This is a genomic window from Comamonas humi, assembly GCF_054782535.1.
In genome coordinates this window covers 437033-452812 of sequence record NZ_BAAGSH010000005.1, presented here as the reverse complement: position 1 = coordinate 452812, position 15780 = coordinate 437033, and the positions used below count along the sequence as shown (strand labels likewise).

The 15780-nt window shown below is 62.7% G+C and carries 15 protein-coding genes and 1 tRNA gene; 10 read left to right on the top strand and 6 right to left on the bottom strand.

What is annotated here, in order from left to right:
• Positions 1-69 precede the first annotated feature (69 nt).
• Positions 70-363 (bottom strand): hypothetical protein, encoded by a 294-nt coding sequence (locus ACYVKR_RS06405; protein WP_460479967.1) that lies wholly within the window; start codon positions 361-363, stop codon positions 70-72.
• A gap of 524 nt (positions 364-887) precedes the next feature.
• Positions 888-1838: a GlxA family transcriptional regulator gene (locus ACYVKR_RS06400; protein ID WP_460479966.1), complete on the bottom strand. Its 951-nt coding sequence runs from the start codon at positions 1836-1838 to the stop codon at positions 888-890.
• Here ACYVKR_RS06400 and ACYVKR_RS06395 point away from each other — a divergent pair.
• The 3 genes from ACYVKR_RS06395 (at position 1837) to ACYVKR_RS06385 (ending at position 5194) form a co-directional block, all read left to right on the top strand.
• Entirely contained in the window at positions 1837-2514 is a 678-nt protein-coding gene (locus tag ACYVKR_RS06395) for a DJ-1/PfpI family protein (RefSeq protein WP_460479965.1), read from the top strand. The genes ACYVKR_RS06400 and ACYVKR_RS06395 overlap by 2 nt on opposite strands.
• A 109-nt stretch (positions 2515-2623) precedes the next feature.
• Complete coding sequence (locus ACYVKR_RS06390) at positions 2624-3598, top strand: Bug family tripartite tricarboxylate transporter substrate binding protein (RefSeq protein WP_460479964.1); 975 nt, start codon at positions 2624-2626, stop codon at positions 3596-3598.
• A gap of 126 nt (positions 3599-3724) precedes the next feature.
• Positions 3725-5194: an N-acyl-D-amino-acid deacylase family protein gene (locus ACYVKR_RS06385; RefSeq protein ID WP_460479963.1), complete on the top strand. Its 1470-nt coding sequence runs from the start codon at positions 3725-3727 to the stop codon at positions 5192-5194.
• 334 nt (positions 5195-5528) lie between these two features.
• Here the strand turns inward: ACYVKR_RS06385 and ychF are convergent, their stop codons facing one another.
• A complete protein-coding gene (gene ychF, locus ACYVKR_RS06380; RefSeq protein ID WP_460479962.1) occupies positions 5529-6623 on the bottom strand; it encodes a redox-regulated ATPase YchF in 1095 nt (364 codons plus the stop codon).
• Between the two features lie 264 nt (positions 6624-6887).
• On the opposite strand from ychF, the gene ACYVKR_RS06375 reads away from it, so the two are divergent.
• Positions 6888-7202, top strand: coding sequence for a hypothetical protein (locus ACYVKR_RS06375; protein ID WP_460479961.1), 315 nt, complete (start codon positions 6888-6890; stop codon positions 7200-7202).
• An 85-nt stretch (positions 7203-7287) separates the two neighbouring features.
• Here the strand turns inward: ACYVKR_RS06375 and ACYVKR_RS06370 are convergent, their stop codons facing one another.
• The gene (locus ACYVKR_RS06370) at positions 7288-8163 is read right to left on the bottom strand and encodes an MOSC domain-containing protein (RefSeq protein ID WP_460479960.1); all 876 of its coding nucleotides are present in this window, start codon (positions 8161-8163) and stop codon (positions 7288-7290) included.
• 49 nt (positions 8164-8212) lie between these two features.
• Between ACYVKR_RS06370 and ACYVKR_RS06365 the strand changes: the two genes are divergently transcribed.
• From ACYVKR_RS06365 to ACYVKR_RS06340, 6 genes are all read left to right on the top strand, one after another.
• Positions 8213-9346 carry an FAD-dependent monooxygenase gene (locus ACYVKR_RS06365; protein ID WP_460479959.1) on the top strand — a complete coding sequence of 378 codons (1134 nt, stop codon included), beginning with the start codon at positions 8213-8215 and terminating at the stop codon, positions 9344-9346.
• Between the two features lie 50 nt (positions 9347-9396).
• Entirely contained in the window at positions 9397-10131 is a 735-nt protein-coding gene (locus ACYVKR_RS06360) for a DsbC family protein (protein ID WP_460479958.1), read from the top strand.
• A gap of 138 nt (positions 10132-10269) precedes the next feature.
• Entirely contained in the window at positions 10270-12087 is a 1818-nt protein-coding gene (locus ACYVKR_RS06355) for a M61 family metallopeptidase (RefSeq protein ID WP_460479957.1), read from the top strand.
• A 33-nt stretch (positions 12088-12120) separates the two neighbouring features.
• Positions 12121-12900: an enoyl-CoA hydratase gene (locus ACYVKR_RS06350; RefSeq protein WP_460479956.1), complete on the top strand. Its 780-nt coding sequence runs from the start codon at positions 12121-12123 to the stop codon at positions 12898-12900.
• Positions 12901-12927: 27 nt separating this feature from the next.
• Positions 12928-13004, top strand: a tRNA-Met gene (locus tag ACYVKR_RS06345).
• Between the two features lie 56 nt (positions 13005-13060).
• On the top strand, positions 13061-13621 hold the full coding sequence (locus ACYVKR_RS06340) for a hypothetical protein (RefSeq protein ID WP_460479955.1): 561 nt from the start codon (positions 13061-13063) through the stop codon (positions 13619-13621).
• Here ACYVKR_RS06340 and ACYVKR_RS06335 read toward each other — a convergent pair.
• Together ACYVKR_RS06335 and ACYVKR_RS06330 are read right to left on the bottom strand one after the other, a co-directional pair.
• Positions 13608-14807 (bottom strand): M24 family metallopeptidase, encoded by a 1200-nt coding sequence (locus ACYVKR_RS06335; RefSeq protein ID WP_460479954.1) that lies wholly within the window; start codon positions 14805-14807, stop codon positions 13608-13610. The genes ACYVKR_RS06340 and ACYVKR_RS06335 overlap by 14 nt on opposite strands.
• Positions 14807-15775, bottom strand: coding sequence for a Bug family tripartite tricarboxylate transporter substrate binding protein (locus tag ACYVKR_RS06330; RefSeq protein ID WP_460479953.1), 969 nt, complete (start codon positions 15773-15775; stop codon positions 14807-14809). The genes ACYVKR_RS06335 and ACYVKR_RS06330 overlap by 1 nt, the downstream gene beginning before the upstream one ends.
• Positions 15776-15780: the final 5 nt, after the last annotated feature.

Genomic DNA, 15780 nt, shown 5'->3' with positions numbered 1-15780 from the left:
GGCCATCTCCAATTCAAACCTATTGGAAATGGCCGTAAATCAAGCGCTGGCAGCTATGTTTTTAGTGAATCAACGCGCCCAGGCCAGCAGCCCCAGGCCCATAGCTCTCGGAGCGCGCGGCATCACCTCCACGCCCAGCGCACGCAGCTCGGCGCGCAGGCCGCGCGGCAGGCGGCGCAGCACGGCATCGCGCTCGGCGGCATCCAGCAGCGTGAGCAGATCGGCGGCCACGCGCGGCGAGCACCGCGCCACCGCGTCGGCAAAGGCAGGTTGGCCGTGCAGGGCCAGCAGGTCGGAAATCAGGGAAATGCGGCGGGCGGCCAGCGCTTCGCGCAGCGCCGCCTGCAAGGCTTGGCGGGTCATGGTCAGGCTCCTTGCGGGGTGCATCACCCGCACAGGAGCCCCTCGCGCTCAGGCGATGCCGGGCCTCCCGCGGGCAACGCGGTGGTAGGAAAGATGCGGAGTGGGGAAGGCGCGGCTGCGCCCTTGCGGGTCGGGGTCCATCGTGCGTTCCTCGCTGGTTGGTGGGTGGATGGGTGGCGCCGGAGCCATGCCGGCCCTGCCATGGCAGCTATTGTCCGCAGGATGGCGGCGCGGCGCCAACCTCTCTTGGGATGGCCGCGCTATACCTTGGCGGTGGGGGGATATACCTTGGTATATGACGGCTAGGCCCAGAAATGAAAAAATCCAAGCACCAGCCACCTCTGTTATGCCCAAATGTGAAAATTCACCGTGCGTGCTTTAGCACGCTCTCATGCGCCTCACCACCGATTATTGGCAACAAGTCTGTAACACATTACCGATTACGCACCGTCACGACTAAGGCAATTTCCGAACAGGAAGAGGCCCGATCACTTGAATATTGAGAGATTGAAATCCGTCTTTCACTAGGACCTAGTGAGCCTATAACCCTCTTTGCGTGTGATTTTTCCTGCCCGAGCAAGTAACTGGGAACGCTCAGCGCGTAACGTACGAAGCAATTCCACTGGTGTAACACCAAAACTCTGTTTGAATCTCCTCTGGAAAGTCCTGCGAGACATGTTGCTCGCATCGGCCATGTCATCTACAGTCCAAGGTAGGGTTATGTTCGACTCGATGCGCTCGATCAGCGCGCCAAATGGTGCGCCTGCCCGATCCTGTGCCCGCAACACTTGGCTGTACTGGCGTTGATCGCCGCTTCTTCGCATATGCACCACAAGACGGCGAGAGACTTTTTGGGTCAATAACGCACCTCCGTCTTGCTCAATCAGGGCGAGTGCTAAATCAATTCCCGCCGTGACGCCTGCGGTCGTCCAGTACTTGCCAGACTCACAATAGATTTGCTCATCCTGTACCTTTACAGAGGGAAATTGCTGCCGTAATTGTTCGGCCGCCCGCCAGTGAGTGGTGACTTCTCTCCCATCTACTAAACCAGCCGCTGCCAACAGAAACACCCCCGTGCAAACGCTACAGGTGCGCTCAGTCACATTATCTTGATGTTTGAGCCAATCTCTCATCTGGGCATCACCTATCGCAGCGTGTACACCTTCCCCACCCGGTACGATGACCGTATGTGGTCGCAAGCTGTGTGACTCCCCTAGGGTGTAGTCGAGCAGTACACGCAGTCCATGACCGGTAGTCGCGGCGACGGCTTGCGCGCCACAGGTAACCAATTCGTAGAGCATGCGACCGCTTTCTTCATTTGCGGTGGTGAAGGCCTGCCATGGCCCGCTTAGGTCAATAGGCTGAAAGCCTTCGAAGACGAGGAATGCGATGCGAATTGGCGCAATAGCTGTCGTTTTTGGCGCACTGATGAGTCGTGCACCTCCCATCATTGAACTTTTACGGAGGTCTTTCATGCACGTCAACTTTCTACTATTTGAAGCTCTCACGCAACTGGACTTGGCTGGCCCCTATGAAATACTAGCTCGGTTGCCAGGGGTCACCATCGATTTTGTTTCACCTACTCTCGACCCAGTCCGCTCAGACCGTGGTTTGATAATGATGCCTACCACAACCTTAGAGTTAGCCGCGCCGTGTGATCTCCTGGTAGTCCCTGGTGGGCCAGGCACGGATGACGCGCTGATCGACCCACGTTGGATCAGCTTCATTACACAGCAAGCCAGCAGTGCGCGCTACATCTTGGGTATCTGCACTGGCTCCCTGCTACTCGGTGCAGCCGGCCTATTGCATGGCAAGCGAGCGGCTTGTCACTGGCAGTCTCGCGAGTTCATTGCTGCTTTTGGAGGTATACCGGACGCCTCTCGCACATGTGTGGATGGCAACATCTTTACTTCTGGTGGCGTGACCTCGGGAATCGACATGGCGCTTCGTGCGGTAGCTCTAATGTTCGATGAAGACACAGCTCGACAGATTCAACTGCAGATCGAATATGACCCTGAGCCACCTTTTGAAGGGGGCCGACCGGAGACTTCACCTCCGGCCATCGTTGAGCATTGTCTGGCCGCAACTCAGCAGCGTCGCACGATTCGAGCAGGCATCGTCAAACAAGCTGTGGCCGCACTTAAATCCTAGTGCATACGTGAGGCTATCGCTTTCAGCTCGCCGATCCGAGGACGAAAGGCTAGGCGGGGAGCTTAGCCCATAAACGAAAAAATAGATCAACGTCCACACTTAGATAAACATGAAAATGTCTTTTAGAGCTTTAGTGCATCTCGTTCTCGTGTCGTGGTTGATTGCCTGTATGCCAGCATTGGCTGCGGATTGGCCCACTAGACCTATCAGGCTGGTAATCCCATTTGCAAGCGGTGGAGCAACTAACATTATTGGTCGTCTTGTCGCCGATAGTCTGTCAAAAGAGCTAGGGGTACCTGTTGTACCGGATAACCGTGGTGGAGCGGGCGGCGCGCTTGGTACGGGCATCGTGGCGAATGCTCCTGCTGATGGTTACACCATTGGAGTTGCCACCGTTTCAACCCATGTGACAAATCCAGTTTTTATGAAACTAGGCTATACCCCTGATAAAGATCTGATTCCCATCATCAAGATTGCAGAAGTGCCAAACGTCCTAGAGGTTCACCCTTCGGTGCCTGCCTCAGACCTAAGATCATTTATTAAATTGTTGGCTGCCAACCCAGAGAAATACAATTTCTCCAGTGCAGGGACAGGAGGGATAAATCACGTCAACTGTGAGATGTTTGCTGCCGCCACTAGAACCAGGATGACACATATTCCTTACAAAGGCTCAGGGCCAGCACTCGCCGATTTGCTCTCTGGGCAAGTTCAATCGATGTGTGACCAGATTAACTCCAGCCTACCCTTCATAAAGGCAGGAAAAGTTCGTGCATTGGCTGTGGCGGCGCCCACACGTCTGTCCAGCTTGCCTGGAGTCCCCACCTTCGCGGAGCTCGGCTATCCAGAACTCAACACCATGGCGTGGTATGGCCTTATGGCCCCTGCAAGGACTTCTCAAGTGATTGTCGACAAGCTTAATACTGCTGCGAACAAAATCATCAAAACACAGGCATTTCGCGATGCATTAATAGTTAATGAGGCAATTGCAGCAGGTGGAACCGAAGCAAAGTTTCGAGCGGATATTCTATCGGAGCTCAAGCAGGTGAGAACATTGATAGAGGAGCGGCATCTTAATGTAGAGTGATAAAATTTGGATAAATATTTTCCCACAATGAAATAGTCATTGATTGAATATATCTCCCGCATTTTGCACAGCAAATTCACATCAGAGCCATGATAGGGCATCATTGAATAATGAGGAATTATAGGGATGAATATAAAGCTTGAGCTCCTGATCCGAGGGGGCACGGTTATCGACGGAACTAGGCGCCCCAGATATCGAGCCGACGTTGGCGTAAGGGCTGGGCGTATCGTTGCGATTGGCGATCTGTCAGCCTATAACGCGGATCAGGTCATTGATGCTTCGGGAAGGGTTGTTGCTCCCGGTTTCATAGACTCGCACACACACGATGATGATGCATTGCTGTCGAATCCTGATCTTCCTTTCAAGGTATCGCAGGGAGTAACCACTGTAGTTACAGGCAATTGTGGCATCAGCGCGGCACCACTCCGCCTGGATTCCCCGCTCCCCATGCCGCTCGGACTGTTACATGATGGCAGTCGATACTTTCCGACCTTTAAGCACTACCTCGACGAGCTGAAACGGTGTCCGCCAGCAGTGAACGTAGTACCGATGGTGGGACATACGAATTTGCGACTCATGGCAATGGAGGATATCAATCGCTCGGCAACCTGCGAGGAAGTAGCAGTAATGCAATCCCTTCTGAATGAGGCTCTCGATGCAGGAGCTGTGGGTATGTCAACTGGAACCTACTATCCACCTGCTGCAGCGGCCTCCACTGAAGAGGTGGTTGAGGTATCTCGTCCGCTCGGCGTTCGGCGTGCGCTACTTGTCGCACACATTCGCAATGAGGCAGACAAGTGTCTCGAATCGATAGAGGAGATTTTCCGAGTTGGCAGCGAAGTGTTAGCACCGGTTGTGATCTCCCATCACAAGCATCTACAAGAAGCCAACTTTGGCAACTCTCTGATCACGCTGCGTCGCATTGAAGAAGAAATGCACTGCCAGTGTGTGAGCCTCGATTGCTATCCATATACCGCAAGCTCCACCATGCTGCACCAGGAGGAATCCCGGCTACGAGGCCGCGTGACCATCGCGTCCAGTGAACCTCATCCCGAGTGTCAGGGGATGGACCTGCAAGACATCGCGGATAGCTGGGGAGTCTCTCGATTGAAAGCGGCGAATCGGCTTCATCCTGCAAGCGCGATCTACTTCAGTATGAGTGAAGAGGACGTCCAGCGCATCCTGGCATTCGAGTGGACCATGGTAGGTTCAGATGGAATCCCAAAGGGGGCTCACCCACACCCGCGTCTTTGGGGTACCTTCCCACGCGTGCTGGGGCGTTATAGCCGAGACATTGGTTTATTCCCGTTAGAAACGGCGGTCTGGAAGATGACGGGCCTCACAGCAGACACCTTCGGCTTGGAAGGCCGTGGAATGATCTCAGATGGTTGCTATGCAGACATAACCGTGTTTGATCCTGCCACAGTGCAAGACGTAGCCAGCTATGAAGACCCCACTAAACCTTCGGATGGCATCGAAGTTGTCATCGTCAACGGCACCGTTGCATACTCTAACCGTGAACATTTGCATACTCGGACTGGCCAAGTCTTGGCACGTAGTGCGCCTCCTGTTGGGGAAAAATCGATTCGCAAGTAGCGCGGCTGCAAATTCGCTGCTCCTTGACATTTGCCATCATCGATCATCACCCTGCAGAGGGTGGTCTGGAGTAGGTTGCCAGTTTCGCCCCCTGCGCAATGCGAAGTGAGATGAGGGGGATACAAAACGGCGATACCGCCAGTATCCATGCGGGTTGTGAGACTGCTGGAGGCACGAGATCCCCAGTATCCCAGGGCACACGGACGCATGCCCCCATATGAGGCGAACACCCCTGAACACTCACGTTCAACGGCGAACAGTTCCCCTATATCTTTTCAGAGGGTTAACCAACGCCTGGGGACATCGGCGAACCCTGAAGAACAGCTCTTCCTGCTTACACGTTGAACAGGAAGTTCATCACATCGCCATCCTTGACGATGTATTCCTTGCCTTCGGCGCGCATCTTGCCCGCGTCCTTGGCGCCCTGCTCGCCCTTGTACTGGATGAAGTCGTCGAAGGCGATGGTCTGGGCGCGGATGAAGCCGCGCTCGAAGTCGCCGTGGATCACGCCGGCGGCCTGGGGGGCTGTGGCGCCCACGGGCACGGTCCAGGCGCGCACTTCCTTCACACCGGCGGTGAAGTAGGTCTGCAGGCCCAGCAGCTTGAAGCCGGCGCGGATCAGGCGGTTCAGGCCGGGCTCTTCCAGGCCCAGCTCCTGCAGGAACATGTCGCGGTCTTCATCTTCCATCTCGGCCATCTCGGCCTCGATCTTGGCGCAGATGGCCACCACGGGCGCGCCCTGGGCCGCCGCGTATTCCTTGAGCTTGTCGAGCAACGGATTGTTCTCGAAGCCGTCTTCGGCGACGTTGCCGACGAACATCGCCGGCTTGGCGGTGATCAGGCAGAACTGCTTGAGCAGCGGCGCGTCTTCCTTGCTGTGCGGCACGGTGCGCGCGGGCTTGCCCTGGTCGAGCGCGGCCTGGATGGGCGTGAGCAGCGACACCAGCTTGGCGGCTTCCTTGTCGTTGCCCGACTTGGCGGCCTTGCTGTAGCGGTTCAGCGCCTTCTCCACCGTGGCCAGGTCGGCCAGGCACAGCTCGGTCTGGATGACCTCGATGTCGGCGATGGGATCGACCCGGCCGGCCACGTGAATCACGTTCGGGTCTTCGAAGCAGCGCACCACGTTGACGATGGCGTCCGTCTCGCGGATGTGGGCCAGGAACTGGTTGCCCAGGCCCTCACCCTTGGAGGCGCCGGCCACCAGGCCCGCGATGTCCACGAACTCGACGATGGCGGGCACGATGCGCTCGGGCGTGATGATGCCGGCCAGCTGGTCCAGGCGCGGATCGGGCACTTCCACCACGCCGGTGTTCGGCTCGATGGTGCAGAAGGGGTAGTTCTCGGCCGCAATGCCGGCCTTGGTCAGCGCGTTGAAGAGGGTGGACTTGCCCACGTTGGGCAAACCGACGATGCCGCATTTCAGGCTCATGGCAGGGCTTTCCGTATTTTTTCGATCAAACCCGGCATTTTACCGCCCATGCGCATAGCACAGTGCAGCGAGGCCAATGCAGTGCTCCCGCCCTCGATTGATGTCATTTTCATGACAATAAGTTCTGCCAGAGGTGGTTTATCCCGAAATCCTGTAGTTCTAAACTTCGCACATCGTTGAACAAAAGCACAACACCTCAGCGCTCTCGCTCAACGACGCGGCCCGCCAGATCGACCCGCCGCCACTGTTGAAAGGAATTTGAAAATGTTGAACGCCCGTATTTTTGCCGTTGCCGCTTCCCTGGTTTTTGGTGCTGCTGCAGCACAGGCCGCCTCGGTGTATGAAGGCGAAGCCTCGCAGGCTCCCGCCGTGGCCGCCACCAGCGCGCTGAGCCGCGCCGAAGTGCAAGCCCAGACCGTGCAAGCCATGCACGACGGCACCATGGCCCTGGTTGGTGACCGCGTGAATGCCCGCGAAGCCCTGCGCCCCTCGACCCAAAGCCGCGACGCCGTGCGCCAGGAAGCCGCCCAGTTCGCCCACGCCGGCCACAGCTTCGAAGGCGAAAGCTACGGCGAATAAGCGCCGCAATGCATGCCGCACAGGTCTGCACCATGAAAAAAGCCGCTGAGCGATCAGCGGCTTTTTGCTTTTCAGCGAGGCTATATCAATCGAACTGAAGCATGCCGCCCGCCGCCTGGCCCACGGCCAGATTCACCGGCTCATCGGCCTGCAGCGCGATGGCATTCATGCCGAAGGTGATGGCGCCGTCCAGCCGCGCGTCCTGGCGGTAGCCGCGCAGGGTGTCGCTGACGCTGGGGTGGCTCTCAGCCGTCCGCGGGTCGATGTCGGGGATGGGACAGCGCGCGCAGGGCTTGACCAGGGCCAGCCGCAGCCAGGCGTCGCCGGCGGCATCGAGCCGGATGCTGCACTCGTCCACCCGGTCTTCGTCGTGCGCCTGCCAGCCGCCGATCAGCAGGTTCGGGCGGAAGCGCTCGGGCCCCACCGGCGCATGGCCGGCGCGCACCAGGCGCTCATTCAGTTCCTCGACCGCCGCCTGGGTGATGACCAGCAGCGGGTAGCCGTCGGCGAACTGCGTGGGCGCCTCCACGCCGCGCGTCCACTTGGCGCTGGCCAGACGGCGCTCGCCGGGCGCGAAGCGCACCAGCGCGCAGTCCTGGCCGAGAAAGTCGCTGAACCACTGGTTCACCGCCGCCGGCGCGGCCAGGGCCTGCACGCGGTCGTCCCAGACCTGCACCGTGCGCTCGGGGCCGTCGAAATCCAGCTCGACGGCGAGCGGCGGCATGCCCGGCGCGCCGACCTGCATCGCGCCGTCCGCCGGCAGCTGCGGCTGGACCAGCGCCATGCGCGGCAGGCTGCGCTGGGTGAGGAACTCGCCCTGCCCGTCCACCAGCATGAAGCGGCGGTCGTGCTCCAGCCCCGTGGGCAGCAGGCGCGCCTCGGTCAGCGCGATGCCCGCGCAGGACTTGATGGGGTAGGTCCACATGCGGGCGATGTGCCCGTCTATATCAAATGCATCCATGTCACTGTGTCCGTCCCGCGAATGGGGGCACCTCTACAATAGCCAGCCTATGGCTCCCCACTTTGACGTATGTATTCGCGGCGCAGGCATTGTAGGCCGCGCCCTGGCATTGCTGCTGGCCCGGGAGCGGCTGCGCGTGGCCCTGGTCGAGACGCCCGGCGGGCCTTCCGGCCATTCCGACGTGCGCGCCTATGCGCTGAACCAGGCCTCGCGCCAGCTGCTGCTGGCGGTGCGCAGCTGGCCCGAGTCGGCCTACGCCACGCCGGTGCTGCGCATGGACGTGCAGGGCGACATGGGTGGCCAGGTGCATTTTGATGCCGCGCTGCAGGGCGTGGAGGCGCTGAACTGGATCGTGGACGTGCCCGCGCTCGAGGCGCAGCTGGCCGCGGCCGTGCGCTACCAGCCGATGGTCGAGGTGGTGGCCGAGCCCGTCGCCGCCGAGCTGACCGTGGTCTGCGAGGGCAGGCACAGTCGCACGCGCGAGGAATTCAACATCGACTTCGCCGTCACCCCCTACCACCAGACGGCGATCGCCACGCGGCTCGAGTGCGAGCTGCCGCACGGCCAGGTGGCGCGCCAGTGGTTCTCGACGGCCGGCGACATCCTCGCCTTTCTGCCGCTGGGCGGCCCCGAGGGCCGCACCGTGGCCGTGGTCTGGTCGCTGCCCGCCGCGCAGGCCCCGGCGCTGCTGCAGATGGACGACGCTGCCTTCGTGCAGGCGCTGCAGTCGGCCAGCCAGGGCGCGCTGGGCGCGCTCACCCTCGCCGCGCCGCGCGCCAGCTGGCCACTGCAGCAGGCCGTGGCCGAACGCTGGTGCGGCAGCATGCCCGATGCGCCGTCCACCAGCTGGGTGCTGGCCGGCGATTCGGCCCACAACGTACACCCGCTCGCCGGCCAGGGCCTGAACCTGGGGCTGGCCGACGTGGCCGCGCTCGCCCGCCTGCTGTGCGACAGCCAGGGCCGCTGGCGCCGCCTGGGCGACCTGCGCGTGCTGCGCCGCTACGAGCGCGAACGCAAGGCCGGCCTGCTGCCCATGGGCCTGGTGATGGACGGGCTGCAGCAGCTGTTCGCGCGCTCCGAGCCGGCGCTGTCCAGCCTGCGCAACTGGGGCATGAATGGTTTCGAGCGCAGCGGTCCGCTGAAGGCCTGGGTGACCCGCCAGGCGATGGGAATGAACTTTTGACCGCGCACCTGCTCGAACGGCGCAGGCCCACTCTTTACACAAATACGCATATGCAAGCAAAGACCACCACGCGACTTCTTCCCGCCCTGCTGGGCGGCGCGGCGCTGCTGCTGGGCCTGTCGGCCCAGGCGCAGGAAACCGCCATCCGCAAGGCACTGTCCGAGCGCATTCCCCAGCTGCAGAAGATCGACGAGGTGTCGGCCACGCCCATGGCTGGCCTGTACGAGGTGCGCGTGGGCACCGACGTGTTCTACAGCGATGCCAAGGGCAACTACCTGATCCAGGGCGAGCTGATCGACACCCAGGCGCACCGCAACCTGACCGAGGACCGGCTGAACAAGCTCACCGCCGTGGACTTCAGCAGCCTGCCGCTGAAGGACGCGATCAAGGTCGTGCGCGGCGACGGCTCGCGCAAGATCGCCGTGTTCGAAGACCCGAACTGCGGCTACTGCAAGCGCTTCGAGAAGGAGCTGCAGGGCGTGAACAACGTCACCATCTACACCTTCCTCTACCCCATCCTCAGCCCCGACTCGGTCGAGAAGTCGCGCAACATCTGGTGCGCCAAGGACCCGGCCAAGGAATGGACCGACCACATGACCAAGGGCAAGGACGCCGCCGCCGCGCCCTCCTCGTGCGACGTGGCCGCCGTGCAGCGCAACATGGAGTTCGGCCGCAAGTACAAGATCACCGGCACGCCGACGATCTTCTTCGCCAACGGCACGCGCGTGCCCGGCGCCATCACCGCGCCCGAGCTGGAAAAGCGCATGAAGGCCGCCGGCGGCTGAGCCCGCGCCCACACCGATAGCCACAAAAATATAGCTGCTGGCGCTTGCTTGCATTGGGTTTCAGATATAAATTCATCTGAAACCTAGGTATACCAAGCGCAAGCAGCTATTGTTTTTATAAGAACCTACTCCACCACCATGGCCATCCCCGCAATCCAGTACACCATCGCCCCCGCCGACCTGCACGCACACCTGTACGAGATCACGCTCAACGTGGCGCGGCCCCAGGCCGGGCAGCGCGTCTCGCTGCCGGTGTGGATACCGGGCAGCTACCTGGTGCGCGAGTTCGCCAAGAACCTGCAGGGCCTGCAGGCCTTCCAGAGCGGCCAGCAGATCGCCGCGCAGCAGCTCGGCAAGAACACCTGGCAGCTGGACTGCGCGGCCGGCGCCATGCTCACGCTGCGCTACCAGGTCTGCGCCTACGACACCTCGGTGCGCACCGCCTGGCTCGACAGCCAGCGCGGCTTCTTCAACGGCACCAGCGTCTTCCTGCGCGTGCACGGCCACGAGCAGGAACTGCACGCCGTCCACATCCGCGCGCCCGCCGGCCAGCCGCAGGCCCGGAGCTGGCAGCTGGCCACCGGCCTCGCGCCCGCTAGGGTCAACCAGCGCGGCTTCGGCCTGTACCACGCCGCCGGCTACGACGAGCTGGTGGACTGCCCGGTGGAGATGGGCGACTTCTGGAGCGCCGAGTTCACCGCCTGCGGCGTGCCGCACCGCTTCGTCGTCGCGGGCGCCGCGCCCAGCTTCGACGGCAAACGCCTGATCGCCGACACCAAGAAGATCTGCGAGGCCGAGATCCGCCTGTGGCACCCCAAGGGCAAGCCGCCGTTCGCGCGCTACGTCTTCATGCTCAACGTGCTCGACGACAGCTACGGCGGCCTCGAGCACCGCAACTCCACCGCCCTGGTCTGCAACCGCCGCGACCTGCCGCGCGTGGATGAGGCCAAGCCCAGCGCCGGCTACACCACGCTGCTCGGCCTCATCAGCCACGAATACTTCCACACCTGGAACGTCAAGCGCCTGCGCCCCATCGAGCTGGCCCAGTACGACTACGAGCAGGAGAACTACACCGAACTGCTGTGGTTCTTCGAAGGCTTCACCAGCTACTACGACGACCTGGTGCTGCGCCGCGCCGGCCTGATCGACAACGCCGAGTACCTCAAGCTCATCAACAAGACCGCCAACCAGGTGCTGCAGACCCCCGGCCGGCTGGTGCAGAGCGTGGCCCAGGCCAGCTTCGACGCCTGGGTCAAGTACTACCGCCAGGACGAGAACACGCCCAACGCCACTGTCAGCTACTACACCAAGGGCAGCCTGGTGGCCCTGTGCCTCGACCTGGCCCTGCGCCAGGAAGGCGCTACCACGCTCGACCACGTGATGCGCGCCGTCTACAAGCGCTGCAAAGGCGGCCCGATGCGCGAGGAAGACCTGCTGCAGGTGCTGCAGGAGCTGAGCGGCCGCAGCTGGGCCGGCGAGATCGCCGCCTGGGCGCACGGCACGGCCGACCTGCCGCTGGCCGAACTGCTGGCCGCGCACGGCGTGCACTGCCAGGACGACCGGCCCCAGCTCGCGCAGCGGCTGGGCCTGCGCGTGGCCGAGGCCAATGGCAGCATCACCATCAAGGCCGTGCTGCGCGGCGGCGCGGCCGAGGCCGCCGGCATGATGGCCGGCGACGAATGGCTGGGCATCGAACACGTCCACGAAGGCCAGCCGCAGGCCTGGCGCCTGCGTCGGCTCGACGACCTGCCGCTGTACGCCGGCACGGCCGCCAGCGTGCAGGCGCTGGTGGCGCGCGACCAGCGCCTGCTGCGCCTGCCGCTCGCGCTCCCCGGCGCCGGCACGGCAAAAGCTGCCAAAAAGCAGGCCGATGCCGCCAAGGGCGACGGCTCCACCGTCACGCTCGCGATCCGCGACGCGGCGCTGGTGGATCGCTGGCTGAATCCCTCGGTATAGTTAGCACCGCCCATGCATCAACAGGAGACTCCCTTGGCATACGAAACGATCGAGGTCCGCACCGAGGCGGACAAAGTCGGCATCATCACGCTGAACCGCCCCAAGCAGCTCAACGCGCTGAACGACCAGCTCATGAACGAACTGGGCGAAGCCCTGAAGGCCTTCGACGCCGACGAGAAGATCGGCTGCATGATCATCACCGGCAGCGAAAAAGCCTTCGCCGCCGGCGCCGACATCGGCGCCATGGCCAAGTACAGCTTTGCCGATGCCTACAAGGGCGACTACATCACCCGCAACTGGGAAACCATCCGCAGCATCCGCAAGCCGGTGATCGCGGCCGTCAGCGGCTTCGCGCTGGGCGGCGGCTGCGAGCTGGCGATGATGTGCGACTTCATCATCGCCGCCGAGAACGCGAAGTTCGGCCAGCCCGAGATCAAGCTCGGCGTCATCCCCGGCGCCGGCGGCACGCAGCGCCTGCCCCGCGCCGTGGGCAAGAGCAAAGCCATGGACATGGCCCTCACCGCCCGCATGATGGACGCAAACGAGGCCGAGCGTGCCAGCCTCGTCAGCCGCGTGGTGCCCACCGACAAGCTCATGGAAGAAGCCCTGGGCGCGGCGATCATCATCGCCGGCTTCTCGCAGATCGCGGTGATGGCGGCCAAGGAATCGGTCAACCGCGCCTTCGAGGGCGGCCTGTCCGACGGCGTGATGTTCGAGCGCCGCCTGTTCCACGCGCTGTTCGCCACCAACGACCAGAAGGAAGGCATGGACGCCTTCGTCAACAAACGCGCAGCGAATTTCAGCCACAGCTGAAAATTGTGTATATAATGCTGGTCTTCCGGTCGTATAGCTCAGTTGGTTAGAGCGCAGCATTCATAATGCTGATGTCGTAGGTTCAAGTCCCACTACGACCACCATTTCAAGCACCAAGCCCTGTCGCAAGACAGGGCTTTTTGCTTTCCGGAGTCTGGCCATGAAGACAAGCATCATCCAGAATGCCGCCGCCCATGTGCTCGAGCACGGCCTGGCCGACGAGTCCATCCGCACCATCGCGCAGGGCATAGGCACGAGCCACCGCATGATCAACTACCACTTCGGCGGCTCCGAGGGCTTCTGGGAGGCACTGATCAACGAGATCCGCCGCATCGAGCTGGACAAGTCGCGCAAGTACTTCGCCGACCAGCAGGCGGAGCCCGCCCACGGCATCTCGCGGGCCTGGGCCTATTTCTCGACGCCGGAATACCAGAAGATCTTCCGCATCATCTTCGAGATCTATGTGAAGGTGCTGCGTTCGCCGCAGGGCCACGAGGCCTTCGCGCGCTCCTTTGTCGACGAGTGGCTGGGCCTGCTGTCGGCCAGCTACGCGCAGCACTACCAGTTGCCCGCCGGCGAAGCCCTGCAGTATGCGCGCCTGCGCCTGGCCTGCATCCGCGGGCTGATGCTCGACCTGCTGCTGACGCAGGAGGCCGAGAGCATCGCCCAGGCCGCTCAGCTGTTCGACCAGATGCTCGCGGGCCAGCTCAAGCGTCGATAGTCGCGAACTCCAGCGTCTTGGGCGTAGCCACCAGCACCTCGGGCGTGCCGCCCACCACCACGGTGTCGTCGATGCGGAAGCCCCCCAGCCCGTGCACATACAGGCCGGGCTCCGACGAATAGACCTCGCCCACCAGCAGCTCGCGGTAGTTGAAGGCCATGTCCTCCGGGTACTCGTGCAGCATCAGGCCCACGGCGTGGCCGGTGCGGTGGAACACGTATTCATCCAGCCCCGCCTTGCAGATCACCGCCAGCGCCGCCGCATCGATGTCGCAGACCCGGTTGCCCGGCCGCGCCGCCGCCACGCCGGCTTCGGTGGCCTCGCGCGCAGCCTCGAAGCAGCGCTTCTGCATGTCGCCCGGCTTGCCGACGAACCAGGTGCGCTCGTTCTCGACGTAGTAGCCATTGAGCCGCGGCAGCACGAAGTTGACGATGGTATCGCCCTTGCTGATGACGGCGCCGCAATTCGCCCCGTCGCCGTGCGGCGAGGCCGATGCCGGGCCGCTCAGCGTCCAGCAGCGCAGCACGTCGAAGCTCTCGCCGGGAAAGCGCCGGGCCGCTTCCTCGGCCATCAGCGCCGCCACCTGGAAGTCCAGCACCTGGGTCTGCAGGCCCGGGCGGTACAGTTCCTTGAAGCGCTGCTGCGTCCAGTCGGTCAGCCCGGCCAGCGCGCGCATGATGGCCAGCTCCTCATCGTTCTTCACCCAGCGCAGCGAGCGCAGGGCCTGCGGCATGGCGCTCACGCGGGTCGCAGGCAGCTGCGCCACGGCCTGCTGCAGCACACCGCCCACCCCATCGGCCATCAGGTGCCCGCCCGCCAGGCCCAGCCGGCGCAGCACGGAGGCGAGCAATGCCGGCAGCTCGCTGGCCAGCGGCAGGCGGTTGGTGATGCGCGGGTGCTCGGCGTAGAAGCTGATCTGCTCCAGTCCCACCCACAGGTCGCCCTTCTCGATCGAAAAGCGCGTGTGGTTAGTGGACAACTCGTTGAAGACCACGCGCACCTGGCCATCGGCGGTCACCACCGCGAAGATCGGGCGCTCCCAGGGCAGCACGTCGACGGCGAAGTTTGTCGCGTACTGGATGAAGTCGGCCGAGGTGAACACGATCGCATCGGCGGCGTGGCTCTGCATCAGGGCCTGCATGGTCTGCAGGCGCTGCTGGAAGGTTCTGGTGCTCAGCTTCGGCATTACTGCTTGATTCCCAGTTCGTTGATCAAGGCGCCCCAGCCCTTGGCGTCGCGCTCCATGAAGGCCTTCACGTCGGACGGTTGCGAGCGCACCGCGTCGAGCGACTGCGCCTGCATGCGGTCCTGCACGGCCGGGGTCTGCAGGGCCTGGTTGATGGCCTGGTTCAGGCGCTTGACGATCTGCGGGTCGGTGCCCTTCTTCGCCACGATGGAGTACCAGCCCGGCACCACGACGTCGTAGCCCAATTCCTTGTAGGTCGGCACGTCGGGCAGGGCCTTCAGGCGCTTGTCACCGGTGACGGCGACCGCCACCAGCTTGCCGGACTTGATCATTTCCGAAATCGCGCCCGGCGGCGTGGTCATGAACGGCGTGTCCCCGGCGATCACGCTGGTGGTGCTGCCGGCGCCATTGAACGGCGCGTGCTCCATCTGCAGGCCGACCTGCTTCTTGATCAGCTCGGTGGCCAGGTGGGTGGAGTTGCCGATGCCGGCCGAGGCATAGGTGTACTTGCCGGGATGCTTCTGCACCAGCTCCTTGAACTGGGCGAAGTTCTTCACGCCCAGCCTGGGTGAGACGATGGACACGAAGGGCGTATCGGCAAACACCGCCACCCCGTCGAAATCGCGGGCCGGATCGTAGGACAGGTTGCTGTACAGGTACGGGTTCCACGACAGGTTGGAGACCCCGGCCATGAACAAGGTGTAGCCGTCGGCCGGCTGCGACAGCAGAAAGCTGGCCGCCAGCGAGCCGTTGGCACCCGGCTTGTTTTCCACCACGACGGCCTGCTTCAGCTCGCGGGACAACTGCTCTGCCAGCGTGCGCGCCAGCACGTCGTTGGCCGATCCGGCCGCCTGCGGGATTGCGAATCGGATGGGCTTGGCGGGCCAGGCGCCGTCCGCCCAGGCCCCCGCCGCCGCGCTGCCGAGCAGCATCGCCGCCAGCGCCGTTTTCAGATAGGTTCTACGCATTTTTT